The 24,149-nt window shown below is 70.9% G+C and carries 23 protein-coding genes and 2 tRNA genes; 14 read left to right on the top strand and 11 right to left on the bottom strand.

What is annotated here, in order from left to right; translation table 11 throughout:
• Nucleotides 1-131 precede the first annotated feature (131 nt).
• The 3 genes from cydC to ACR3ZA_RS04530 all read left to right on the top strand — a co-directional run bounded on the left by cydC (nt 132) and on the right by ACR3ZA_RS04530 (nt 2,905).
• Complete coding sequence (gene cydC, locus ACR3ZA_RS04540) at nt 132-1,826, top strand: thiol reductant ABC exporter subunit CydC (RefSeq protein ID WP_473662279.1); 1,695 nt, start codon at nt 132-134, stop codon at nt 1,824-1,826.
• A gap of 33 nt (nt 1,827-1,859) precedes the next feature.
• Nucleotides 1,860-1,931: transfer RNA gene (locus tag ACR3ZA_RS04535), tRNA-Gln, on the top strand.
• A gap of 149 nt (nt 1,932-2,080) precedes the next feature.
• The gene (locus ACR3ZA_RS04530; protein WP_473660584.1) at nt 2,081-2,905 is read left to right on the top strand and encodes a TSUP family transporter; all 825 of its coding nucleotides are present in this window, start codon (nt 2,081-2,083) and stop codon (nt 2,903-2,905) included.
• A 323-nt stretch (nt 2,906-3,228) separates the two neighbouring features.
• On the opposite strand, the gene ACR3ZA_RS04525 is transcribed toward ACR3ZA_RS04530, so the two are convergent.
• From ACR3ZA_RS04525 to ACR3ZA_RS04500, 6 genes are read right to left on the bottom strand one after another with little or no spacing between them, the layout of a single operon-like run.
• A complete protein-coding gene (locus ACR3ZA_RS04525; protein ID WP_473660582.1) occupies nt 3,229-4,242 on the bottom strand; it encodes an ABC transporter substrate-binding protein in 1,014 nt (337 codons plus the stop codon).
• A 52-nt stretch (nt 4,243-4,294) separates the two neighbouring features.
• Complete coding sequence (locus ACR3ZA_RS04520) at nt 4,295-5,116, bottom strand: ATP-binding cassette domain-containing protein (RefSeq protein ID WP_473660581.1); 822 nt, start codon at nt 5,114-5,116, stop codon at nt 4,295-4,297.
• Complete coding sequence (locus ACR3ZA_RS04515) at nt 5,113-6,183, bottom strand: iron chelate uptake ABC transporter family permease subunit (RefSeq protein ID WP_473660579.1); 1,071 nt, start codon at nt 6,181-6,183, stop codon at nt 5,113-5,115. The genes ACR3ZA_RS04520 and ACR3ZA_RS04515 overlap by 4 nt, the downstream gene beginning before the upstream one ends.
• Nucleotides 6,180-7,238: an iron chelate uptake ABC transporter family permease subunit gene (locus ACR3ZA_RS04510; protein WP_473660577.1), complete on the bottom strand. Its 1,059-nt coding sequence runs from the start codon at nt 7,236-7,238 to the stop codon at nt 6,180-6,182. Before ACR3ZA_RS04510 ends, ACR3ZA_RS04515 begins: the two co-directional genes overlap by 4 nt.
• Nucleotides 7,235-8,215, bottom strand: a complete 981-nt coding sequence (locus ACR3ZA_RS04505) for an SIP domain-containing protein (protein ID WP_473660575.1) — start codon at nt 8,213-8,215, stop codon at nt 7,235-7,237. The genes ACR3ZA_RS04510 and ACR3ZA_RS04505 overlap by 4 nt, the downstream gene beginning before the upstream one ends.
• Before the next feature lie 39 nt (nt 8,216-8,254).
• Nucleotides 8,255-8,887 carry an MBL fold metallo-hydrolase gene (locus ACR3ZA_RS04500; RefSeq protein ID WP_473660574.1) on the bottom strand — a complete coding sequence of 211 codons (633 nt, stop codon included), beginning with the start codon at nt 8,885-8,887 and terminating at the stop codon, nt 8,255-8,257.
• 34 nt (nt 8,888-8,921) lie between these two features.
• On the opposite strand from ACR3ZA_RS04500, the gene ACR3ZA_RS04495 reads away from it, so the two are divergent.
• The 6 genes from ACR3ZA_RS04495 to ACR3ZA_RS04470 all read left to right on the top strand — a co-directional run bounded on the left by ACR3ZA_RS04495 (nt 8,922) and on the right by ACR3ZA_RS04470 (nt 14,295).
• Nucleotides 8,922-9,890: an acetylxylan esterase gene (locus ACR3ZA_RS04495; RefSeq protein ID WP_473660572.1), complete on the top strand. Its 969-nt coding sequence runs from the start codon at nt 8,922-8,924 to the stop codon at nt 9,888-9,890.
• 52 nt (nt 9,891-9,942) lie between these two features.
• On the top strand, nt 9,943-10,224 hold the full coding sequence (locus tag ACR3ZA_RS04490) for a metal-sensing transcriptional repressor (RefSeq protein ID WP_473660570.1): 282 nt from the start codon (nt 9,943-9,945) through the stop codon (nt 10,222-10,224).
• Between the two features lies 1 nt (nt 10,225).
• Nucleotides 10,226-12,313, top strand: a complete 2,088-nt coding sequence (locus ACR3ZA_RS04485) for a heavy metal translocating P-type ATPase (RefSeq protein WP_473660568.1) — start codon at nt 10,226-10,228, stop codon at nt 12,311-12,313.
• Nucleotides 12,314-12,526: 213 nt separating this feature from the next.
• Nucleotides 12,527-13,450, top strand: coding sequence for a diacylglycerol kinase family protein (locus ACR3ZA_RS04480; protein ID WP_473660566.1), 924 nt, complete (start codon nt 12,527-12,529; stop codon nt 13,448-13,450).
• Nucleotides 13,451-13,502: 52 nt separating this feature from the next.
• A tRNA-Glu gene (locus ACR3ZA_RS04475) sits at nt 13,503-13,578 on the top strand.
• 84 nt (nt 13,579-13,662) lie between these two features.
• A complete protein-coding gene (locus ACR3ZA_RS04470) occupies nt 13,663-14,295 on the top strand; it encodes an SOS response-associated peptidase family protein (RefSeq protein WP_473660565.1) in 633 nt (210 codons plus the stop codon).
• 6 nt (nt 14,296-14,301) lie between these two features.
• On the opposite strand, the gene ACR3ZA_RS04465 is transcribed toward ACR3ZA_RS04470, so the two are convergent.
• Nucleotides 14,302-14,604: a 2TM domain-containing protein gene (locus ACR3ZA_RS04465; protein ID WP_473660563.1), complete on the bottom strand. Its 303-nt coding sequence runs from the start codon at nt 14,602-14,604 to the stop codon at nt 14,302-14,304.
• Nucleotides 14,605-14,782: 178 nt separating this feature from the next.
• Between ACR3ZA_RS04465 and ACR3ZA_RS04460 the strand changes: the two genes are divergently transcribed.
• A complete protein-coding gene (locus ACR3ZA_RS04460; RefSeq protein ID WP_473660561.1) occupies nt 14,783-15,838 on the top strand; it encodes a TerC/Alx family metal homeostasis membrane protein in 1,056 nt (351 codons plus the stop codon).
• Here ACR3ZA_RS04460 and ACR3ZA_RS04455 read toward each other — a convergent pair.
• Genes ACR3ZA_RS04455 through ACR3ZA_RS04445 form a run of 3 tightly spaced genes read right to left on the bottom strand, consistent with a single transcriptional unit; the run spans nt 15,835 to nt 18,691 of the window.
• Entirely contained in the window at nt 15,835-16,878 is a 1,044-nt protein-coding gene (locus ACR3ZA_RS04455; protein ID WP_473660560.1) for a hypothetical protein, read from the bottom strand. The two genes, ACR3ZA_RS04460 and ACR3ZA_RS04455, sit on opposite strands and share 4 nt — an antisense overlap.
• The gene (locus tag ACR3ZA_RS04450; RefSeq protein ID WP_473660558.1) at nt 16,875-18,032 is read right to left on the bottom strand and encodes an ATP-binding protein; all 1,158 of its coding nucleotides are present in this window, start codon (nt 18,030-18,032) and stop codon (nt 16,875-16,877) included. The genes ACR3ZA_RS04455 and ACR3ZA_RS04450 overlap by 4 nt, the downstream gene beginning before the upstream one ends.
• Nucleotides 18,029-18,691, bottom strand: a complete 663-nt coding sequence (locus ACR3ZA_RS04445; protein WP_473660556.1) for a response regulator — start codon at nt 18,689-18,691, stop codon at nt 18,029-18,031. Before ACR3ZA_RS04445 ends, ACR3ZA_RS04450 begins: the two co-directional genes overlap by 4 nt.
• A gap of 236 nt (nt 18,692-18,927) precedes the next feature.
• Between ACR3ZA_RS04445 and leuC the strand changes: the two genes are divergently transcribed.
• The 4 genes from leuC to ACR3ZA_RS04425 are packed head-to-tail and all read left to right on the top strand — an operon-like array spanning nt 18,928 to nt 23,236.
• Nucleotides 18,928-20,466, top strand: a complete 1,539-nt coding sequence (gene leuC / locus ACR3ZA_RS04440) for a 3-isopropylmalate dehydratase large subunit (RefSeq protein ID WP_473660554.1) — start codon at nt 18,928-18,930, stop codon at nt 20,464-20,466.
• Nucleotides 20,466-21,071 carry a 3-isopropylmalate dehydratase small subunit gene (gene leuD / locus ACR3ZA_RS04435; protein WP_473660552.1) on the top strand — a complete coding sequence of 202 codons (606 nt, stop codon included), beginning with the start codon at nt 20,466-20,468 and terminating at the stop codon, nt 21,069-21,071. The genes leuC and leuD overlap by 1 nt, the downstream gene beginning before the upstream one ends.
• Before the next feature lie 33 nt (nt 21,072-21,104).
• On the top strand, nt 21,105-22,487 hold the full coding sequence (gene murA, locus ACR3ZA_RS04430; protein WP_473660550.1) for a UDP-N-acetylglucosamine 1-carboxyvinyltransferase: 1,383 nt from the start codon (nt 21,105-21,107) through the stop codon (nt 22,485-22,487).
• Nucleotides 22,488-22,489: 2 nt separating this feature from the next.
• The gene (locus tag ACR3ZA_RS04425) at nt 22,490-23,236 is read left to right on the top strand and encodes a 1-acyl-sn-glycerol-3-phosphate acyltransferase (protein ID WP_473660548.1); all 747 of its coding nucleotides are present in this window, start codon (nt 22,490-22,492) and stop codon (nt 23,234-23,236) included.
• Nucleotides 23,237-23,307: 71 nt separating this feature from the next.
• Here the strand turns inward: ACR3ZA_RS04425 and ACR3ZA_RS04420 are convergent, their stop codons facing one another.
• On the bottom strand, nt 23,308-24,123 hold the full coding sequence (locus tag ACR3ZA_RS04420) for an EI24 domain-containing protein (RefSeq protein ID WP_473660546.1): 816 nt from the start codon (nt 24,121-24,123) through the stop codon (nt 23,308-23,310).
• Between the last annotated feature and the right edge of the window lie 26 nt (nt 24,124-24,149).

Here is a 24,149-nt window from a genome sequence, read left to right as displayed (position 1 = left end):
CGGCGCACCGCGCCGAAACCTCCGGAGAAACGACACACTCGGCGGCGAGCTCGGTGGCGGGTTCGGCGAGCTCGGCTGCGGGGCACGGGGAGTCCGAGCCGCCGCGCGAGGCAGCCATTGAACCGCCGCGGATGCCGATCCTCGCCCGCGCCGCCCTCGCCATCCTGCTGGGGCTGGCCGCCACCGGCTTCGGCATGGCGCTGTCGGCCGTCTCCGGCTGGCTGATCGTGCGGGCGAGCGAGCAGCCCGACCTGATGTATCTGCTGGTGGCGATCGTCGGGGTGCGCTTCTTCGGCATCGGCCGCGCGGTCGCCCGCTACGCCGAGCGTCTCGTCACCCACGACGCCGTGTTCCGCGCCAGTGATGCCCTGCGCCTGCGGGTGTGGCGCGCCATCGCCGCCCGCGGGGCGGCATCGGCGCGTCTGCGGGAGGGCGGCACCGCGGTCGACTATCTCGTCACCCTCGTGCATGAGGTGCGCGATCTGGCGCCGCGCGTCATCGCCCCGATCGTCGTCGGCGTGCTCAGCGTGATCGGGGTCGTCATCACGACCGCGTTCGTGCTGCCCGAGCTCACGCTCGTGGTTGCGCTCGCTCTCGTCGTCGGGGTGGGCCTGGCCGTGCTGGTGACCGCGCTCAGCGACCGCCGCCGCGCCGCCCCGCGGCTCGAGGCGCGCTCGGCCCACACCGCGGCGCTTGCCGCGCTGCTGCGCGGTTCCGACGAGGTGCGGGTGTCGGGACTCGCACCCGCGGCACTGACCGAGCTCGACCGACTTGCCGACCGCTCGTCGCGCCTCGCGCAGCGCGCTGCCCGCGCCGAGGGCGCCGGTGCGGCCGTCGCCGTCGTCGCCCTGGTGGGGCTTGCCGTCGCCGTCCCGAGCCTTGCGGCTCCGCTGGTCGCGGCCGGAGTCACCAACGCGCCGACCGTTGCCGTCATCGCGCTGCTGGCGCTCGCGACCCTCGACCCGGCGCTTGCGCTCGTGGAGGCCACGCGGCTGTCGCCGCGCCTGCTCGTCTCCTGGCGTCGACTCTCGACGCTTCGTGCGCCAGCGGCAGACGCTGCGGCGACGGCTTCCGATGAGACGCCGTCCGCGGACGCTGCGCGCGGCCTCGTCCTCAGAGACCTCGCCGCCCGGTGGCCCGGCGCCGACGAGCTCGTGTTCGAGCACGTCGGCACGCACGTCGACCGCGGCGACTGGCTGCAGGTGAGCGGACCTTCAGGCGCCGGCAAGTCGACGCTGCTGACGGTGCTGCTGGGCGGACTGCGTCCCGCATCCGGAGCGGTCCGTCTCGACGGAGCGCCGATCGAGGTGCCGTCCGATGAGGCGATCGCGGGGGAGGAGCGCCGCCAGGTGGCCTGGTGCCCGCAGGATGCGCTGCTTTTCTCGTCGACGATTCGGGCCAACCTGCGCATCGCGCGGCCACGCGGCCAGGAGCCGAGCGACGAGAGCATCCGCGAGATGCTCGATCGCGTGGGGCTGGGACGCCTTGTCGCCAGCATGCCCGCCGGTCTTGACACGCGGGTCGGCGCGGGGGGTGCGGCGCTGTCGGGCGGCGAGCGTCAGCGACTCGCCGTCGCCCGCGCCCTGCTCACCGACGCCGAGGTGGTGCTGCTCGATGAGCCGACCGCCCACCTGGATGCCGACGGGGCCGCTGCGCTGATCTCCGACCTGCGTCGGGCGACCGCCGATCGCATCGTCGTGCTCGTCTCGCACCGGGCTGCCGACGCCTCTGCGCACGATGCGCGCATCCTGCTCGGGCAGCCCGCGGAGGGGGCCGCTGCGGAGTCGGCTCCCGCTCGATTCGAACCCCTCGCGTCGGTACGGTAGAGTGACTCGTCGGCCCCACTGCGGTGAGGCCATTGGGGTATGGTGTAATTGGCAACACGGCTGATTCTGGTTCAGTTGTTCTTGGTTCGAGTCCAGGTACCCCAGCAGTAGCTCGAAGATTCTCGCCCCGTCCGCGGGGCGTTTCTTTTTTCTCGGCACGCGCCCGCGGCTCGGCGGCCGCGACAGGGGCCGTGCCGAATCGCCCCTAGGGTGAAGGGAGTCTTTTCTTCTTCCCAACCCCGCAGGATGCCTTCATGACGACCGATTCCGCCACCCCGTCTCCCGTGCGCCGCTATCTGGCGCTTGCCCTGGTGGGGGTGATCGGCGGCGCGCTCTCCGGCGCCTTCGGCGTCGGCGGCGGCATCGTGATGGTGCCGCTGCTGATCTGGCTGGCGGGCCTCGACCAGCGTCACGCGGCCGCCACCTCGCTCGTGGCGATCCTGCCGACCGCGATCGCGGGTGCGGCCAGCTACTTCGTTCAGGGCGAGGTCAACGTGCTCGCCGGTCTGCTGGTCGCCGCCGGCGGCATCGTCGGCTCGATCATCGGCACCCGACTGCTCAAAAAGCTGCCGATCGGCTGGCTGCGCTGGCTGTTCATCGCGCTGCTGCTGGTGGTCGCCGTGCAGACGATCCTCGAGCCCCCGGCCCGCGGGGTCGACCTCGAGCTCACGACCTGGACGATCGTCGGTCTCGTCGGCCTCGGTCTCGCGATGGGAATCGCGGCAGGGCTGTTCGGCATTGGCGGCGGCGTCATCGCCGTTCCCGTCCTGATCGCGCTGTTCGGGATGGGCGACCTGGTTGCCAAGGGCACCTCGCTGCTGGCGATGATCCCGACGGCCACCACCGGATCGATCGCGAACCTCCGCAATCGTCTCGTGCGGCTCTCCGACGGGCTGGTCGTCGGCGTCTTCGCGACGGGCGCGAGCTTCGGCGGTGTCGCTCTCGCGTTCTGGATGGAGCCGCGCGTCGCCGCGATCCTGTTCGCTCTGCTGGTGCTCTTTGCCTCGGTCCAGCTCTCGATTCGTGCCATCAAGGCGCACCGCGACGCGCGCAAGGACAAGCCCGACACTGACGCGTAGTCGCGCGGGCGGTGCCCGCGTCCGTCGGGCCATCGCCCCGCCCGCTCATCCGCCTGCCGCTCCCGTCCTGTCGCGCGGTGTGTCGGTTCTCCGGAGAATTCGCACACTCTGCGGCGTGTAGCCCCGGAAGCGCGGCGCGCGCAGCGGAAACCTCCGGAGAAACGACACACTCGCGCCGGATGCGGGGCGGATGCGCGGCGGACGCGCGCTCGCGCGGCCCGCAGGCGCACGAGAAAGCGCCCGCAGGCGCACGAGAAAAAGCCCGCAGGCGCACGAGAAAGGGGGGCGGAACCGATCGGTTCCGCCCCCTTTCTCCGCTGCGACTACGGTCCGGCGACCGCGAGGCTGAGCGCGGCGACAACGTCCGCGAGGCCCCAGCTGAGCGAGAGCGCGGTGGGCGGTGACACGGCCGAGATCAGCTCGGTGCCCGTGACGGTCGCGACGTTGCCCGCCACGACCGCGGGGATGAGCTGGGCGTAGTCGGCGTTCAGGAACGCGTCCTGCTCCTCGGCGCTCGAGGCGTAGCTGACGATCACGTCGGCCACCAGCAGGTCGAGCTGCTCCTGGCTGAGCGTGAAGTAGAACGTCGACTCGTCGGTGTCGAGCTCGTCGACGGCGGGGGCGTTCACGAAGCCCAGATCGAGCATGAACTGCACGCGCGGGTCTTCGTCGGCGTAGACGTAGAACGTCGTTCCGCCCCAGACGGCCGCGAGCGTCTTGCCCTCGAACTCGGGATGGGCGGCGGCGGCCGCCGCGATCTCCGCGTCGATGCCGTCGAGCACCGCCGCGGCCTCGGCGTCGCGACCGAGCGCGGCGCCCGCGATGGTGATGATGTCGCGCCACGGGGTGCTCCAGGCGACCTCCGGGTAGGCGACGACCGGCGCGATCTCGCTGAGCAGTTCGTACTGCTCTTCGGTGATGCCCGAGTAGCTGGCGAGGATCACATCGGGTGCCAGTTCTGCGATCTCCTCATAGGGCGGGGCCTCGCCGTTGTTGGTGAGCACGGTGGGGGTCTCGGCGCCCGCCTCGGCGATGGCCTCCTCGATCCAGGGCAGGATGCCGTCCTCGCCGCCGGCGTAGCTCTCGAACGGGATGCCGACCGGGATCACGCCGAGCGCGATCGCGGCGTCGGCGCTCGCCCAACCCCAGGTGACGACGCGCTCGGGAGCGGTCTCGATGACCGTCTCGCCGAAGGCGTGCTCGATCGTGACGGGGAAGGTGCCGTTGCCGGCGTCGACGCTGCCGGTGTCGCCGGTCTCGGGTGCGCACCCGCTGAGGGTGAGGGCGATCGCGGCCGCGGCGGCGGCGAGCGTCAGGGGGAGCCGAGTTCTCGGCATGGATGCCTCCAGTCGTACAAAGGTTAGGTGAGGCTATCCTAACCCGATCGAGTCAGGCTGTCGAACCGACCGCAACAGGGAGGACCAGCGGCGTGCCGGTCACCGGATCGGGGATCACGCGCGCCTCGATGCCGAAGGCGGCGCGCACGAGCTCCGGGGTGAGCACCTCGGCGGGCGCCCCGTGCGCCAGGACTCGGCCCGCGCTCAGCACGACCAGCTCATCGGCGTAGCGCGCCCCGAGGCTCAGCTCGTGCAGCACCATCACGACGGTCGTGCCGCGCTCGCGGTTGAGCCGGGCCACGAGCTCGAGCACATCCAACTGGTGGGCGATGTCGAGGAAGGTCGTCGGCTCGTCGAGCAGCAGGATGTCGGGGTCCTGCGCGAGCGCCATCGCGATCCAGACGCGCTGGCGCTGACCGCCGGAGAGCTCGGCGACATCGCGCTCGGCGAGCTCCAGCAGATCGGTGTCGGCGAGGGCGCGCGCCACGATCCGCTCATCGGCGCCGTTCCAGCGCCGGAACCAGCCCTGATGCGGCGAGCGGCCGCGCGCCACCAGGTCGGCGACCGTGATGCCGTCGGGGGCGATCGGCTGCTGGGGGAGCAGGCCCACGACGCGGGCGATGCGGCGGGGAGGAATGCTGCCGATGTCGACACCGTCGAGCGTGATGCTGCCGCCGCGCGCCGGAAGCAGGCGCGCCAGCCCGCGCAGCAGCGTCGACTTGCCGGAGGCGTTGGCTCCCACGAGCACGGTGACCGCGCCCGGCGTGATGCGCAGGTCGACGCCGTCGACGACGGTGCGATCGTGATAGCCGAGCCGCAGCCCGGTGGCGACGAATTCGTGCTGCCGGGCGAGCGGCGGGTGCGGGGAGTTCATCGGATCCTCCGTCCGGTTCGACTGCCGAGAGCCAGCAGGATCAGCAGGTACGGGGCGCCGATCGCGGCGGTGATGATGCCGACCGGCACCTGGATGTCGTTCGGCAGCAGTCGCTGCCCGACGAGATCGGCGAACAGCACGACGGCCGCGCCGGTCAGCGCACTCGCGGTGAGGGCCAGGCGCCCGCCGCCGACCAGGCGCCGCGCGATCGGCGCCGAGACGAACGCGACGAACGCGACGGGACCGGCGACCGAGGTGGCGACGGCGGCGAGTGCGACCGAGAGCGCCACGGCGGCGATGCGCACCGGGTCGGCGCGCACGCCGAGCGCGCGGGCGGCGTCGTCGCCGAGCTGCAGCAGCGCGAGCGGACGGGCCACGGCGATCAGCCCCGGCAGCAGGACCGCGAGCACCACCGCGACGAGCACGACGTCGGCGGCGCTCGCATCCGCGATGCTGCCGACGATCCAGGTCAGCGCGCCCTGGGCCTCACGCACCTGGGCACGCGAGAGCAGGAAGTCGATGATCGAGCGGGTCAGGAACGCCAGGGCGATGCCGACCAGCACGAACCGGGCGCCGGTGATCCCGCCGCGCCAGGCCAGCAGCACGATCGCGATCGCGGCGAGGCTCGCCCCGGCGAAGGCGGAGGCGGCGACGACCGGGCCGCTCGCCCCGAGCAGGAGCAGCGCGGTGACGGCCCCGACGCTGGCGCCGCCGGAGATGCCCAGGATGTCGGGGCTCGCGAGCGCGTTGCGGGCGACGGACTGCACGAGCGCCCCCGCGACACCGAAGGCGAGCCCGACCACGATGGCGAGGAGCAGGCGCGGCACGCGCAGCCGGAAGATGATGAACTCCGCCCCGCCGGTGCCCTGCCCGAACAGCGTGGCGGCCACCTCGGCGGGCGAGAGCGAGTTGTCGAGCAAGAGGGCGAGCGCGCTGCCGACGAGGAGCGCCGCGCCGAGCGCCGCGATGACGAGCGCCTCGCGACGCTGACCGCGGCGACGCACCGCACGGAGGGTCGCGCCGGCCGCATCGGCGGCCGGCGCGAACGTCGAACCGAGCGCGGTCACAGCGAACCCACCCGACCGCGGCGCACCAGCGCGACGAGCAGTGGAGCGCCGACGGCGGCGACCACGATTCCGGCCTCCAGCTCACCCGGGCTTCCGAGGAACCGCCCCGCGACATCGGCGACGAGCAGCAGGGCGGCGCCGGCGACCGCGGAGAGCGGCAGGATCCAGCGATAGTCGGCGCCGACCAGACCGCGCACCAGGTGCGGACCGACGAGGCCGACAAACACCATCGGGCCCGCGATCGCGGTCGCGCTGCCGCACAGCAGCAGCACGCCGAGCGCGGCGACGGCCCGGGTGACGGCAACGCGCTGGCCGAGCCCGCGCGCCAGGTCGTCGCCGAGGGCGAGCGTGTTGAGGGCGCGCCCCGAGGCGAGGGCAGCCAAGGCCCCGAGCGCGACCGGGAGGGCCACCGCCCCGGCCGCGTCGAGGGGGCGGGCGGCGAGCGAGCCGATCGTCCACAGGCGGAAGCGGTCGAGCGCATCCAGGTCGGTCAGCAGCAGGAGCGTCGTGAACGAGCCGAGCGCGGCGGTCAGCGCGGCGCCGGCGATGACGAGTTTCGCGGGGGTGGCGCCCTCGCGGCCGAGCGAGCTGACCCCGTAGACCAGGGCGGTGGCGGAGGCGGCCCCGGCGAGCGCGAAGCCGATCAGGCCGGCGCCGGAGCCGATCCCGAACACCGACAGGCCGAGGACCACGAACAGCGCGGCCCCCGCGTTGACGCCGAGCAGACCCGGATCGGCGAGCGGGTTGCGCGTCACGCCCTGCATGAGCGCGCCGGCGAGGCCGAGCGCGGCACCCGCGAGCAGCCCGATCAGGGTGCGCGGCACGCGCAGGTCGCGCACCACGATCGCGTCGTTGCCGGCGAACGCAGGGTCGACGAGTGACTGCACGACGGTGGCCGGGTCGATCGGACGGGAGCCGAGCGCGAGGCTGGCGAGCACCACGGCGACGAGCACGCCGATCAGGAGGGCCGCAACCGCGGCGCGGCGTGCGGCGTGCGGCCGCCGCGCCGGAGCGCTCCGGCGCGCGGACGCGACGGAGCGGACGGCGGTGCTCACTCCTGGCGCTCGGACTGCCCGGCGCGCCAGTAGCCCATGAAGGCGACGGCGTGGCGGTCGATGCCGGTCTCGGTGACGAGGAAGCGCCGCAACCGCTTGATCATGGCCGACTCGCCCGCGATCCAGGCGTAGAAGCGGCGTGGCTCATCGATCGGGGAGTCCCAGAGAATCTCGCGGTCGACGTCGAGTGCCTCCAGCTGGGCGAGCTCGTCGAGCGAGCGCACGGCCGCGAGCGACGGGGCGATCACCGAGCGGTGGGTGTCGACCCAGGCGCGGACGGCGGCGTCGAGCAGTGAACCGCGCTCGGCGCCGTCGCGCGGGAGCCAGTGGATCGCGTCCGCGCGTCGCTCGGGTCCGATCGCCTCGGCCGCGGTCGGGGTCTCGATGAACGCGCGCGCGGTCACCTCGTTCGGCAGCGCTTCGAGAATCGCGCAGATCGCGGGCGCGGCGGTCTCGTCGCCGGCGAGCAGCACTTCCCGTGCCGTGCCCGGATGCCAGTCGATGCCGATGCCGGAATGGACGCTGCGCGCATCCGGCCCGACGATGACCAGCTCGTCGCCGACGGCGGCGGTGGCGATCCAGCGCGCCGCCGGCCCCTCGCTCTCGCCGGCGCCGGCGGGGTGCACCACGAAGTCGATCTCGAGCTCGCGCGCCTCCGAGCGGATCCGTCGCACCGTGTAGGTGCGGAAGGGGTGACGTTGCTCGGGCGGCAGGGCGCGCAGGCGTGCGTGCCAGGTGCCGGCGATCCATGACTGCTCGTCGTCGATCCCGAAGTCGAGGTAGCCGCCGCTCGCGCCGGGGAAGACGATCTTGACTCGCTGGTCGCGCCCGTCGGTTCCGAAGAGCGCCAGCGCATCGCTCACGAAGGTCACCCGCCGCAGGTGCGGGCTCAGCGCATCGATCCGCGCGACGCGCGTGCGGAAGGGGCGATAGGCGGGCCGCTCGTCGCGGACAACCTCTGCAGCTAAGGTAAGCATTACCTAAGCTTCGCACGAAATGGCCCGGGGGCCAAAGCGCTACAGCGCGGTGGATTCTCCCGGTGCGAGGACGAAGTACTCGCCGCCGCGCTCCGTCGTCGCGCGCTCCAGGCGCGGGCTGTGGAGACCGAAGCCGGCCACCGAAAGGGTCATCTCGTGGATCGGGAAGACGCGCTTCGCTCCGACCGCGAGCACGTAGTCCATCGCCTCGCCGATCTTCAGCCACGGTGCCCCGACCGGGGCTGCGAGGGTTCCGACCGGCACGTCGGGCACGGTGTACGAGTCGCCCGGGTGGAACAGCTCGTCATTCACGAGCACGCCCAGGTTGTCGACGACCGGGATCGAGGAGTGGATGACGTTGTGCCGCCCGCCGAAGAACTGCAGCGTGAACGCGCCGATCTCGACGGTCTGCCCGGCCGTCACCACCTCCACCTCGAACTCGCTCGCCGCATCCGCGACCCCTTGCGGTCCGAAGATGCGCGCCTCGGGGCTGTCGTCCAGGATCCGACGCAGCTGCTCCGGGGTCCAGTGGTCGGCGTGCTCGTGGGTGATGACCACCGCGACCGCACCGTGGAAGTCCGGCGGGGTGAGAAACGAGCCGGGGTCGATCACGAGCAGGTCATCGGTCCGCTCGATCAGCAGAGTGGCGTGTTCGAACTTCGTCACCTTCACACTGCGAGCGTACCCGCGCCGCTAATGTGTCGGTGTGTTTGTCGACCTTCCTGAAGCCCAGCTGCGCCAGTACCAGAGTTCGCAGGTTGATCCGGCCGATTTCGACGAGTTCTGGGCTCGGACGATCGGCGAGGCCCGCGACGCGGGCGGCGAGGTCACGCTCGCCCCGGTCGACACCGGACTGACCACCGTCGAGGTCTTCGATGTCACCTTCCCCGGCTTCGGCGGCGAACCGGTGAAGGCGTGGCTGCGTCTGCCCGCGCAGCACAGCGGCCCGCTGCCCGCGGTCGTCGAGTTCGTGGGCTACGGCGGCGGTCGCGGACGTCCCACCGAGAACCTGCTGTTCGCCTCGGCCGGGTTCGCGCACTTCCACATGGACACCCGCGGCCAGGGATCGACCTGGTCGCCGGGCGCGACGTCGGACTCGGCGGCGGCCGGTCCCCAGATCCCCGGATTCATGTCGCGCGGCATCGAGAGCCGCGAGACCTACTACTACCGGCGGGTGTTCACCGATGCCGTGCGTGCTGTCGATGCGGTTCGCTCCCTCGACTCGGTCGATGCATCCCGTGTCGCCGCGCTCGGCGGAAGCCAGGGGGGCGGCATCACGCTCGCGGTCGCCGGTCTCGTGGACGGGCTCGCGGCGGCGCTGCCGGCGGTGCCGTTCCTGTGCGACTTCCCCCGGGCGATCACGATCCACGACTCCGACCCGTACCACGAGCTGGTGCGCTACCTGCGGACTCACCGCGAGAAGGTCGAGGAGGTGCTGGAGACGCTCTCCTACTTCGACGGTGTCAACTTCGCGCGGCGCGCCGCGGCACCGGCGTGGTTCTCGGCAGCCCTGATGGACGAGATCTGCAAGCCGTCGACCGTCTTCGGCGCCTTCAATGCGTACGCCGGCGACAAGCAAATCGACGTCTGGCCGTTCAACGGGCATGAGGGCGGCGGGCCCGACGGCCTCGCTCGCGCGGTGCGAGTGCTTCACGAGGTCTTCCAGGCTGCCTGAGCATCCGCTGGAACCACCGGCGCCGAGTACCCCCTAGGGGTATCATCGGTCTGTGATCGATGAGCTGAAGAAGCGCGCCCTGCACCGCACCAAGATCCTGCAGGGTCAATTGCGCGGCGTTGAGAAGATGATCGAGAACGAGGACTACTGCGTCGACATCATCACGCAGTCGCTCGCGATCCAGAGTTCGCTGCGCAGCCTCAACAAGCTGCTGGTCGAGAACCACCTGCGCACCCACGTCGGGGAGATGTTCGACGCGGGCGCAGAATCACGCGACGCGGCCGTCGCCGAGCTGCTGACGGTCTTCGAACTCCAGAACAACCGAGGGAACTGAGATGGCACGCGACACTGCCACGAACGAGCACGAGCACGAGCATCACGACATGGCGGATCACGGCGACCATGGGGCCCACGAGCACGGCGCCCACGACCACGGTGCCCACGACCCGGCGCGGTTCAAGCGGCTGTTCTGGATCACGCTCGTCCTGACCATCCCGACGCTCGTCTTCTCGACCGGCCTGCAGGACATCCTGGGGCTCTCCGGCCCACGCTTCCCCGGCAGCCAGTTCATCCCCGCCGCCTTCGGCCTGGCGATCTTCGTCATCGGCGGACGCATCTTCCTGCAGGGCGCCTGGCACGAGCTGCGCGCCAAGTCGCCGGGCATGATGACCCTCATCTCGCTTGCGCTTGTCGTCGCCTTCGGCTACTCCGCCGCCGTCACGCTCGGCTTCGAGGGCATGGACTTCTGGTGGGAGCTGTCGACCCTGGTGGTCATCATGCTGCTCGGGCACTGGATCGAGATGAGCGCTGTCATGGGCGCCCAGAACGCGCTCGGCGAGCTCGCCAAGCTCGTGCCGGACACCGCGGAGCGTGTGCGCGATGCCGAGCATGCGGCACCGGACGCCGAGAGCGAGCGGGTGCCGACGACCGAACTCCGGGTCGGCGACCTGCTGATCGTGCGCCCCGGCGAGCGCGTTCCGGTTGACGGCGAGATCGTCGACGGCGAGGCAGAGCTCGACGAATCGCTGCTCACCGGGGAGTCCGCCGCGGTGGCGAAGAGCGCGGGCGACGCGGTCGTCGGCGGCAGCGTCGTCGCGGGCGGTGCCCTCGTGATCAAGGTCACCAAGCTCGGCGACGACACGGCGCTCGCCGGCATCATGCGGCTCGTCTCGGAGGCGCAGTCCAGCAAGTCGGGGCAGCAGCTGCTGGCCGACCGGGCCGCAGCGCTGCTGTTCTACGTCGCCGTCGGCGCCGCCGCGATCACGCTCCTCGTCTGGTACCTGGTGATGCCGGATGACCCGGCCTTCGTCATCAACCGCGTCGTCACGGTGCTCGTGATCGCCTGCCCGCACGCTCTCGGGCTCGCCATCCCGCTCGTCGCGCAGCTCTCGACCTCCATCGGGGCCCAGCGGGGCATCCTGATCCGCGAGCGCGCGGCGCTCGAGACCGCGCGTGAGATCGACGTCGTGCTCTTCGACAAGACCGGCACGCTGACCCGGGGAGAGCTCGCCCTCTCGCGCTGGGTACCATCGCCCGGGCAGGACGAGCAGGAGATCCTGCGGCTCGCGGGAGCCGTCGAATCGCGGTCGGAGCACCCGATCGCCCGCGCGATCGTGACCGCGGCACGTTCGCGGAGCCTCAAGCTCGGCCGGCCCAAGGGCTTCAAGGCCCTCGCCGGCCGAGGCGCGAGCGCCATCGTCGACGGGCGCGAGCTGCGCGTCGTCAGCGGGCGCCAGATCACCGGCGCGGGCCTGCGACTTGAGAACGGAATGGTCAACGAGCAGCGCGAGCTCGCCGCCAAGGGGCACACCCTCGTCTACCTCGTTGAAGACGACCAGGTGCTCGGCCTCTTCGCGCTCGCCGACGCGGTGCGCGACGAATCCGCCGAGGCGGTGGCGCTGCTGAAGCAGCGCGGCATTCGGGTCGCGATGATGACCGGCGACTCGCATGCGGTCGCCGACTGGGTGGCCGCGCAGCTCGGCATCGACGAGGTCTACGCGGAGGTGCTGCCTGAGCAGAAGGCGGCGACCGTAGCCCGCATCCAGAACGGCGGGATGCACCAGGTGGCGATGGTCGGCGACGGCGTCAATGACGCCCCCGCTCTCGCGACCGCCGACCTCGGGATCGCGATCGGCGCCGGCACCGACGTGGCGATCGAGTCGGCGGGCATCGTGCTCGCCTCCAGCGACCCGCGCGGCGTGGCCGACGCGATCGCGCTCAGTCGGGCGACCTACCGCAAGATGCTGCAGAACCTGGGGTGGGCTGCCGGCTACAACGTGATCGGGCTGCCGCTCGCGGCGGGCGTGCTCGCCGGGGTCGGCTTCCTGATGCCGCCCGCGGTCGGCGCCATCGTGATGAGCGCATCCACCGTCGTGGTGGCGCTCAACGCGCAGCTGCTGCGCCTCGTGCGCTTCGCGCGCTAGCCCGCGCGCGCGCCGCGCTAGCCCGCGCGCGCCCGCCACGCGCGCACCGCACCCGCGCATCCGCAGTGTGTCGTTTCTCCGGAGGTTCTGACCCCGCGGGGGAGCGCACCCCCGGAATCCCGGGCGCTGCGCGCCAAAGCTCCGGAGAAACGACACACTGGGCTGCGGACGGGCCGGGCGGCCGGTGAGCGGGCCGGCTGGCATACTCGGGGGATGGTGACGACGCAGGCGAAGCACCTTGTCGTCGCCATCAATCCCTCCGCCTCGTTCGGATCGACCAAGAGCGTCGGGCCGAAGGTCGTCGACGCGCTGCGGAAGCTCGGCCACACGGTCACGGCCCTGACCGAAGCGGATGCCGAGTCGCTTCTCGCGGCCGCCCGCGCCGCGGTCGCCACGCGCCCCGACGCCTTCATCGTCGTCGGCGGTGACGGCATGGTGAACTTGGGCGCGAACCTGGTGGCCGGCACCGAGGTGCCGCTCGGCATCATCCCCTCCGGAACGGGGAACGACATGTCACGGGGGCTCGGGATCCCGCTCGACGATCCGGATGGCGCGATCGACGCGCTCGTCGCCGCGCTGCAGAAGCCCGCGCGCGTGATCGACGCGGTGCGAGCCACGTGGCTGGCGACGGATGCCGAACCGGCGGGCGAGCGCTGGTCGGCCGGGTCGATGAGCGCCGGCTTTGACGCCATCGTCAACGAGCGCGCCAACTCGATGCGCCACCCGAAGGGCCCCAGCCGCTACATCCTCGCCCTGCTCGTTGAGCTCACTCGCCTCGCCCCGATTCGCTACCGGCTGACCCTCGACGAGGAGGTGCTCGAGGTCGAGGCGCTGATGGTCTCGGTGGGCAACAACGTCTCGCTCGGCGGCGGCATGAAGATCACCCCCGACGCGAAGCTCGACGACGGACTGCTCGACGTGATGATCGTGACGCCGCTGTCGCGGCTCGCGTTCTTGCGCATCTTCCCGCGCGTGTTCGCGGGCACGCACGTCACCGATTCGCGCGTCGTCATGCGTCGGGCGAAGCGCATCCGGATCGAGGCGGAGGGCATCGTCGCCTACGGCGACGGTGAGCGTTTCGCACCTCTGCCGCTTGAGCTCGAGGTCGTTCCCGGCGCGCTGAAGGTGCTCGCCTGAGCCGATTTGGGAGAGCCGCGGATGCTGTGGCATACTCGTACGGTTGTCGTCCGGCCCCATCGTATAGCGGCCTAGTACGCCGCCCTCTCACGGCGGTAACGCGGGTTCGAATCCCGCTGGGGTCACCAACACGAAAGCCCTCGGTTCGCCGGGGGCTTTTTCGTTGCCGCCGTTCTCGGCGCGACGTCGGCTGCACGCGGCAGACTGTCGGCATGTGCGCGAGCTACGGTTTGCAGGTCACCGCCGACGAACTCCACGACGCCTTCGACACGCTCGATGAGCGCGGCAGCGCCCCGGCGCTCTCGGCGTGGCTGGAGCAGTACGCCGACAAACCGGCGAAGCCGACCGGCGTGCACGCGCTGAACCTCAACCCGATCGTGCGCGAGCGGGAGCGCGACGGGGAGCGCCGGCGCACCATCGACCTCGCCTGGTGGAAGCTGTGGGTCGGCGGCCAGCCAGCCAAGTTCCCGGCGATCAACGCTCGGGTCGAGAAGCTGCTGTCCTCCGGGGCGTGGTCGGGGCCGACGAGGTCACGGCGGGTGCTCGTGCCGGTGACCTCGTACCTGGAGAAGGGGCGGTCGTTCGAGCTGCCCGAGGGCCTGTTCGCGCTCGCCGGCATCTGCAACGTCACACAGCGGCCCGACGAGAGCTGGATGATCTCCTACGCGATCGTCACGCGGCCGGCCGCGCCGAACGTCGCCGACATCCACGACCGGATGCCGCTGATCGTGCGCCCGGAGCTCTACGACGAGTGGCTCGACCCGACGCGGGTCGGCGATCAGGGTCTCGTCGACGAGGTGCTCGCCGCCAGCGACGACCCATCGCGGCGGCTCGAGGTGGTCTGAAAGGCGCTACGGCTTGCGCCGCGTCATCTTCGCGACCTCGGCGTCGATGTCGGCCTCGGTGATGTGGCGGCGGGTGATGCCGAAGGCATCCAGCCCCACGAACACGGCTGCGATCGACATGCCGAAGATCGGCCAGATCGGCCAGAAGTAGGACGTGGGACCGCTCGAGAAGTACCAGACGGCGATCAGGATCAGCACGACGACGCCGAAGATCGCGAGCATCGTCCAGAAGTCGTTGCGGGCCTTCAGGCGCTTGCGCGCCTCGGCCCGGATCTCATCATCACTGTGGAGGACACCGTCGTTGCTCATCTTGTGAGTTTATTCCCGTAGAGTGGGCGACGCGAAGGGGAGTATCCCACCTCATCGCGGCCGTCATCACGGGTTGCAGCGCTGGAACCCCGGTCGCGATCGCGATCACTCCTCGGAGTGCTTGCGCGGGAGAGACGTTCGAGGCCCCGCTGTCTCTTCTCCTCGTGAAAGGTCCCCTGTGGAACTCGCTCTTCCCCTCTGGTTCGAAGTCGGATCGCTCGTCGCACTCACGCTGATCCTCGCCTTCGACGTGTTCCTGGCGTTCCGTCGCCCGCACATCCCGTCGACGCGCGAATCGGCGCTCTGGATCGGCTTCTACGTCGCGCTCGCGATCGTCTTCGCGCTGCTGATGCTGTGGCTCGGCGACGCCGAGCACGCGGGGCAGTTCGTCGCCGGTTGGCTGACCGAGTACAGCCTGTCGATCGACAACCTGTTCGTTTTCCTGATCATCATGGGCCGCTTCTCGGTGCCGCGGAAGTACCAGCAGGAGCTGCTGATGATCGGCATCATCCTGGCGCTGCTGTTCCGCGGGATCTTCATCCTGCTGGGCGCCGCGCTCATCGAGAACTTCTCCTGGATCTTCTACATCTTCGGCGCCTTCCTGATCTACACCGCCTTCAACCAGGCCTTCACCGGCCACGAAGAGGAAGCCGACACCGAGAACAAGCTGATCGCGTTCTTCCGTCGGCGCATCGCGATCACCGAGGAGTTCGATGGGGCCAAGATGCGCACCACGATCGACGGCAAGCGCGTCTTCACCCCGGTGATCATCGTGCTGATCGCGCTCGGCACCACCGACGTCGTGTTCGCCCTCGACTCGATCCCGGCGATCTTCGGTATCACGCAGAGCCCGTTCATCGTCTTCACCGCGAACGTGTTCGCGCTGATGGGGCTGCGCCAGCTCTACTTCCTGCTCGGCGATCTGGTCGACAAGCTCGTGTACCTCAAGTACGGCATCGCGTTCATCCTCGCCTTCATCGGCGTCAAGCTCGTGCTGCACGCCCTGCACGAGAATGAGCTGCCGTTCATCAACGGCGGGCAGCACCTGGATGCGGTGCCCGAGATCGGCACCTTCACCTCGCTCGCCGTCATCGTCGTCGCCATGGCGATCGCGGTCATCGCGAGCCTGGTCAAGATCCGCCTCGACCACGGTCGGATCCCGGAGCCGCACATCCCCGGCGCCAACGGCAACGGGGACGCCGCGCTGCCGGTGGACACCGACGCGAAGAGCTAGCCCGCGACATGCTCCCGGCGCGTGCGCGTCGTGAGCGTGCCGTTCGCCACCACGGTCAGCTGCCAGGTCTCGGGGCCGCCGCTCAGGCGCACGGTCATCATGCCGTCGGGCTGACCGTCGAGCACCTCGGCGGCCTCGGCGAGACCGTCGGAGAGCCAGTCGGCGGGGGCGGGGGCGGCCGCATCGTCGAGCAGCAGCACGGTGATGCCGCGGCGGCGGGCCGCGTCCACCGAGGCGCGAAGACGCGGCGATTCGAGGCCGCGACCGCGAATCCGGTCACGCAGACGCGCCTCGAGCACCAGCAGATCGGTCGGGGTGCGCGAGGCCACCCCGTTCGCGATGTCGCGCAGCGGCTCGGCGACGACGGCGCGCACGCGCGCCAGCTCGCGTTCGCGCTCGTCGGAGCTGGCTGCGTCGGCGGCGGACTCGACGGCCCGGCGGTGCTCGACCTCCTGCAGACGCGCGATGGTCTGTGAGGTCCGCTGCATGCCGATCGCGAAGAACGTCACCGGCACGTTGATCGCCAGGTGCATGTACGAGAGCTCGAAGCCGAGCAGCGGGTCGCCGGCGGTGATCGTGCTCCAGCTGATCGCGATGGCGGACATGAGCGCGAGCCCCACCCACGACCACAGGATGTGACCGAGAAGTGCCACCGCGATCATGACGAGCGCCGTCATGCCGAAGTTCCACGACGCCCATCCGGGCCACTGACCGGGTACGAACTGCCAGGTCATGGCCGCATTGCAATACGTCGTGAGCGCCAGGATCGCAGCGACGCGACCCGGAGTGAGCGTGTCGGGGCCGGGGCCGACGGACAGACCGGCTGCCGTCACGAGCGCCGCCGCCGCGGTGAGCCCCCACGCGGTCTGACTCGTCGGACCGGTGTTGACGACGAACGCCACCATGGTGAGCGTGAACAGGGTCAACAGCGTCCAGCCGGCGATGGCGTCCACGTTGAGGAGGCGGATCGGGTCGCCGGGCGCGCCGGTGAGGGGGGCGGTCCGCCGCGCGGCGAGGGCGGGCTCGCGACTCGCCATCACGACTCGCTCCACTCGAGCCGCACGCGCGTGCCAACCCCGGGTTGCGAGGCGATCCGCGCGGTGCCGCCGACCGCGGCCATCCGATCGATCACGCTCACCCGGATGCCGAGTCGGTGCGCGGGAACCTGCCGCGGGTCGAACCCGGCGCCGTCATCGACGATCTCGACCCGGATGCGTGCCCGCTCGGCCGTGATCACCACGATCCGCTGCGCCGCGACGCCCGCGTAGTCGCGGCTGTTGCGCAGCGCCTCGGCGCTCGCCTCCTGCAGCGCTGCCGCCGCCTCCGGAGGCAGCGCGTGGTCGAGGTCACCCGAGATGACGACATCGCCGGACGGGGTGATCTCGGTCGCCGCGGCCTGAATCCGCCAGGCGGCGTCGCGGAAGGTCTGGGCCGCCTCGCGGTCGACGCCGTCGGCCTCCAGCACCGCGAGGGCGCGTCGCGCCAGGGGAGCGGCCGCATCCTCCTCGCCCGGGTCGGCCCGGGCCGCGCTCAGCAGAGCCACCAGCACCGTGTCGTGCACGAGTGCTCCGACACGGGCGGTCTCCCGAGCGCGCGACTCGGCCCGTGCGGCGCTCGCCGTCTCGGCCGCCGCCAGCGTGAAGGTATCGTCGAGAACCCGGGCGCGGCGACGCAGCAGCAGCGCGAGTGCGACGAACGCCCCGTTGAACAGCAGCGTGTAGGCGGTGTCGATGACGAGGAAGCCCGCGTCGAAGTACGGCCAGCCGAGCGCGGTGCGCACACCCTCCACGGCGGCGACGGTCGCCACGAGATAGGCGACGGCGAACGAGGGGCGCCACCAGACGGCGGCGATCGAGGAGGCGAGCGCCGAGATGGTCAGCGGCCAGGGGGTGCCGAGCGACTCGATGGCCGCGCCGTCGGGGACGGCGAGCAGGGCGGTCGCCCCCGCGGCCAGAAAGCTCAGCACGCTGAGGTTCGCGAGCACCGCGGCGACGCGCAGTCCGAGGATCGGGGTCAGGGTCAGGGCGGCCGCGGGAAGGATGAACCCGCCCGCCGCGAGCACCGTCCACCAGGGCGCCATCGTCGACGCCTGATCGAGGGCGAGCGGTGCACGGATGAGTCCGAACACGACGCCGGCCGAGCCGACGCCGGCCGACATCGCGACATAGACGGGCGTCGCCAGGGTGCCCCTCATCGTGGCGGGCTTTCGGCGGCGTCGACGCGGTCGGAGAACGGCAGGAAGTCGTCGTCGTGGATGCGGGCGAACAGGTCGTTGCGGCGGGCGGGAGCGTGAAGTCGCGCATACTTCTCGCGCAGAGTCGCGACAGCCTCATCGACTTCCGCTGCGGAGAGGCCGAGAGCGTCGACCACGTCGTCGCGGCCGAACCCGGCGGCGAACAGCTGAAGCACGCCGCGTTCCTGCGGGAGCAGCCCGGCCTCCGCCAGCCGAGGGTCTGCGTCGATCGCCGCGGCCCAATCCGTGGACATCACGATCGCCCCGGACGCGCAGGCCCGCACCGTGTCGAACAGCACGGCGACCGGGTCGGACTTGCGCACGATCCCGACGACGGCGCTGCCCGCGATCATGCGGAGGTGCTCCGGATCCTCGGCCGAGGTGTAGACGACGACCTTCGTGCCCGCGTTGACCAGCCGCTCGACGTTGCGCCGCGGCGAGGAGCCGTCGGCGAGCCGCAGGTCGAGCAGCACCAGGTCGACCGACTGGCCGGCAGCGAGCAGCTCGTCGACCGTCTCGACGCCCATCGCGTACTCGAGGTCGTCATCGCGGGCCAGTGCTTGGCGCAGGGCCAGCCCGACGGCTTCGTGATCGTCAACGAGTGCAATGCGGTGCGGCATCCGAACCTCGACTTTCGGCGATACCTGAGCGTATCCCAACACTTCGCCGTGAGCCGGTCACCGACGGCGGCGCCCAGCGTCCCGGTGCTACCCTGATCGAATGCTGTTCGATCGGCTTCTTCTCCTTCGTCGCCGCGACGAGGCCTAGTCACCCACCGGCCTCCCTCGTCGCGGAGACCGTCACGCCCTGACATCCGGCCGATTCGACATTCAGCGAAGAAGGAACCGATACAGCTATGAGCGCAAAGACCCTTGCCGAGAAGGTCTGGGCCGACCACCTCGTCACCCGCGGTGAGAACGGCGAGCCGGATCTCATCTACATCGACCTGCACCTCGTGCACGAGGTCACCAGCCCGCAGGCCTTCGACGGGCTGCGGACGGCCGGACGCCCCGTGCGCCGGCCCGACCTGACGATCGCGACCGAGGACCACAACACCCCGACCCTCAACATCGACAAGCAGATCGCCGACCTCACCAGTCGCACCCAGATCCAGACGCTGCGCAACAACGCCAAGGAATTCGGAATCCGTCTGCACTCGCTCGGCGACAAGGACCAGGGCATCGTGCACGTCGTCGGCCCGCAACTCGGACTCACCGTGCCCGGCAGCACCGTGGTGTGCGGCGACAGCCACACCTCCACGCACGGCGCGTTCGGCGCGATGGCCTTCGGCATCGGCACGAGCGAGGTCGAGCACGTGCTCGCCACCCAGACCCTGCCGCTGAAGCCCTTCAAGACGATGGCGATCACCGTCGAGGGCGAGCTGCGTCCCGGCGTGACGGCGAAGGACATCATCCTCGCCGTGATCGCGAAGATCGGCACCGGCGGCGGCCAGGGCTACGTGCTCGAGTACCGCGGCAGCGCGATCCGCTCGCTGTCGATGGACGGCCGCATGACGATCTGCAACATGTCGATCGAGGCGGGCGCGCGCGCTGGAATGGTCGCCCCCGACCAGACCACCTACGACTACCTGAAGGGGCGCCCGCACGCGCCCGAGGGTGCCGACTGGGATGCGGCGGTCGCCTACTGGGAGACGTTGCGCACCGACGACGACGCGGTCTTCGACGCCGAGGTGTACCTCGACGCGAACGAACTCGAGCCCTTCGTGACCTGGGGCACCAACCCCGGCCAGGGCGTCTCGCTCTCGGAGACGGTGCCGGACCCGGCGACGATCGCCGACCACAACGAGCGCGCCGCGGCCGAGCGCGCGCTCGAGTACATGGACCTCGCCGCGGGGACCCCGATGAAGGAGATCGCGGTCGACGCGGTCTTCATGGGGTCGTGCACGAACAGCCGCATCGAGGACCTGCGGGCCTTCGCCTCCGTCATCAAGGGCAACAAGAAGGCCGACGGCGTGCGCGTCATGGTCGTGCCCGGTTCGGCGCGGGTGCGACTCGAGGCCGAGGCCGAGGGGCTCGACAAGGTGTTCGAGGAGTTCGGCGCCGAGTGGCGCTTCGCGGGCTGCTCGATGTGCCTCGGCATGAACCCCGACCAGCTGGCACCGGGGGAGCGCTGCGCCTCCACCTCGAACCGCAACTTCGAGGGTCGGCAGGGCAAGGGCGGGCGCACCCACCTGGTCTCGCCTTTGGTCGCCGCCGCCACCGCCATCCGCGGCACCCTCTCCTCCCCCTGGGACCTCGAAGCCGACGCGCGGGATGCATCCCTAACGCCGGCGAGTGCCGCGCGCGGCACGCGCTCGGGGCACCAGGCACTCGCCAGCGACGGGCAGAGCGCCCACGACGGAGAACTGGCCCACGACGAGACGGGAGCCCGCTGATGGAGAAGATCACCCAGGTCACCGGCGTCGCCGTGCCGTTCCGTCGTTCCAACGTCGACACCGACCAGATCATCCCGGCGGTGTTCCTCAAGCGGGTCACCAAGACCGGCTTCGATGACGCGCTGTTCCACTCCTGGCGCCAGGACGAGAGCTTCATCCTCAACCAGCCCGCCTACCAGGGCGCGCGCATCCTGTTCGCCGGCCCCGACTTCGGCACCGGCTCCAGCCGCGAGCACGCGGTCTGGGCGCTGCGCGATTTCGGCTTCGCCGCCGTCATCAGCCCGCGCTTCGGCGACATCTTCCGCGGCAACTCCGGCAAGCAGGGCCTGCTCACCGGCACGATCACCGAGGAGCAGATCACCACGATCTGGGAGAAGCTCGAGGCGAACCCCGGCATGGAGGCGACCGTCGACCTCGTCGAACGCACCGTCACGGTCGGCGACTTCACGGTTCCGTTCGACATCGACGACTACACTCGCTGGAGGCTCCTGGAGGGGCTGGATGACATCGGACTGACGCTCCGCAGCGAGGAGCGCATCACCGCATTCGAGGCCTCTCGCGCGTCGTGGCGACCGACGACTCTCCCGGCGAAGACCGCCTCCTAGCCGTCGGTGCCTGCAACAGAAAGAAGCAAAGTGGTGGATTCGATCGCGACGAACGACCTCGCGAATGATGCCCGCAAAGCGGGCGAGCGCGTCGGTCTGACGGGTGACACCATTGTCATCCGCGGTGGCAAGCCGCTGCGCGGCACGGTCGACGTGCGCGGGGCCAAGAACCTCGCCACGAAGGCCATGGTGGCGGCGCTGCTCGGCGAGACCCCGAGCATCCTGCAGGATGTGCCGGCGATCAGCGACGTGCAGATCGTCTCGCGCATGCTCGAGGCGTACGGTGTCGCCGTGACCAGCCCCGAGGACGGCGTGCTGGTGCTCGACCCGGTGAATGTCGCCCGCGCGCACTTCGCCGAGATCGACGCGCTCGCCGGCAGCAGCCGCATCCCGATCCTGTTCTGCGGCCCGCTCCTGCACTCGCTCGGCGAGGCGCTCATTCCCGACCTCGGCGGATGCCGCATCGGCGACCGTCCGATCGACTTCCACCTGGATGCGCTGCGCGCCTTCGGCGCCGTCGTCGACAAGAGCTACGAGGGCATCCGCATCACCGCCCCCGACGGCCTCTCCGGCGCGAACATCGAACTGCCGTACCCGAGCGTGGGCGCCACCGAGCAGGTGCTGCTGACGGCGGTGCGGGCCAGCGGCGTGACCGAGCTGAAGAACGCGGCCATCGAGCCGGAGATCATGGACCTGATCGCGATCCTCCAGAAGATGGGCGCGATCATCTGGACCGAGCCGAACCGCACGATCTTCATCGAGGGCGTCGAGCACCTGAAGGGCTACACGCACCGCGCGATCTTCGACCGCAACGAGGCCGCGAGCTGGGCGTCGGCCGCACTGGTGACCGGCGGCGACATCTTCGTCAAGGGCGCCAAACAGCTCGAGCTGATGACGTTCCTGAACGTGTACCGGAAGGCCGGCGGCGAGTTCGAGGTGGCCGAGGACGGCATCCGCTTCTGGCACCCGGGCGGTGCGCTCAAGGCCGTGCAGGTGGAGACGGATGTGCACCCCGGCTTCATGACCGACTGGCAGCAGCCGCTCATCGTCGCCCTCACCCAGGCCGAGGGCATCTCGACCGTGCACGAGACGGTGTACGAGAACCGCTTCGGGTTCACCGAGGCGCTCGTCGAGATGGGCGCGAACATCGTCGTGCACCAGGACGGACTCGAGTCGCTCACGCGCCGCGTCCCGCGCCGCAAGCTCGAGCAGGCCGCCGTGATCACCGGGCCGACGCCGCTGCACGCGGCCGACGTCCGCATTCCCGACCTGCGCGGCGGGTTCAGCTACCTGATCGCCGCGCTCGCTGCCGAGGGCACCTCGCGCGTGAGCAACCTGGGGCTGATCAGTCGCGGCTACGAGCACTTCGTCGACAAGCTGACCGATCTCGGCGCCGACTTCACCGTCGAGGCCTAGGCGTGGCGAGAGCTCGGTCGGAGAAGTCCTTCGGGTGGCGGGTCATCGCGGCGTTCGTGCTGCCCCTGCTGCTGTTCGTGGCGCGCTACCGGATCCGCAACCCGGAGCGCATTCCGAAGTCGGGCGCGTTCGTGCTCGCCCCGAACCACGTCACCAACTTCGACCCGCTGGTGACCGCCTACCTGCTCTGGAAGCTCGGACGCGTGCCGCGCTTCCTCGCGAAGGCTGGCCTGTTCAAGATCCCGATCATCGGCGGACTGCTGCGCTACACCGGCCAGATTCCGGTGGAGCGTCAGGGCCGCGGCACGGCCGACCCGCTGTCGGCCGCCTCGCGGCTGGTGGACGACGGCCTCGCCGTCATCGTCTACCCGGAGGGCTCGCTGACGCGTGACCCGGAGCTGTGGCCGATGCGCGGCAAGTTCGGTGCTGCTCGGCTGGCCCTTGCGCACGGCATCCCGGTGGTCCCGGTCGCGCATTGGGGGGCACAGCAGGTGCTGCCGCGCTACTCGAAGAAGTTCAGCCTGTTTCCGCGCAAGACGATCGAGTTGAACGTGGGCGAACCGGTGGATCTCTCGGCCTGGGAGGGCCGCGCGGCCGATCCGACGGCGCTCGCCGAGGCGACCGCGGAGATCATGCGCCGCGTGACGCTGCTGTTGGAGGAACTGCGCGGCGAGGCCGCGCCCGCCGAGCGCTGGGACCCGGCCAGCAAGGGCCAGTCCGAGATCGGCCGCTTCGACGACCGCACCTAGGCCGCCCGCCGCGCCCCCGCGCCCCGCGCGATTGCCGAGCGCTACCCAAACTCACACGCGCGCCCCGTTCTTCAGTCGCGCTCGTGTGTTTCGGTAGCGCTCGCCGGAGGGGTGTCGGCTTCGCCGAGGACGTCGCGGACGAGGAGGATTGCGCCGGCGGCGGCGGCCGGCATCGCGATGATCGCGCCGAACGGAATGAGGAAGCACGCCTGCACGGCGACGCCGAAGCCGAAGCTTCGGGCACGGCGGCGGCGCAGCGCCGCCCGCGCCTCCCGTCCGACGAGTCCGCGAGTGCCGAACGGGGCGAGCGTCAACTCCCAGCTGAGCGCCCGGGCGGTGGCGAGAAAGCCGAGCACCGCGGCGCCGACCGTGCCGATCACCGGGATCACGCCGACCAGGGCGACCACGATGCTCGCGCCGATCGACAGCAGCACCAGCACGAGCGTGTCGCCGACGCTGCGCCAGACGCCGGGGGAGCGATCCGGGGGCACGGCACCGCGCGACTCGTCGGCGGCCCGCTGGATGCGGTCGTAGAACGGCGCGCCGATCAGCAGCGTGAGCGCCGTGAAGACGCGTGCCGCGAGGGCGAGGGTCGCGATGATGAGTGCGATCGCGATCACGATCTGCAGGGCGCCGCGCCAGCCTGCGTCCCAGGCCTCGGCGAAGAACGTGGCCGCGCTGGTGATCGGCTGCAGGAAGGCGCCGAGCAGCACGATCGCCGTGAGCAGAGCCGCGCCGACGAGTACCGCGGGCAGCAGCCCGAGCGCCATCAGTGCGGGCCGAACCGACCAGAACGCGAAGCCGCGCCCGAGCAGCGCAACCCCGCGGAAGAACTCGGGCACCGCGCGCAGCGGCCGCGTTGCGGCGGCGGCGACCCGGTTGCTCACCCCTCCAGGGTAGGCGGGATGCGGGC

The organism is Herbiconiux sp. J20-20, assembly GCF_057365085.1.
Note: the sequence above shows the minus strand (reverse complement) of the source record. Positions and strands in the feature narration are given on the sequence as shown.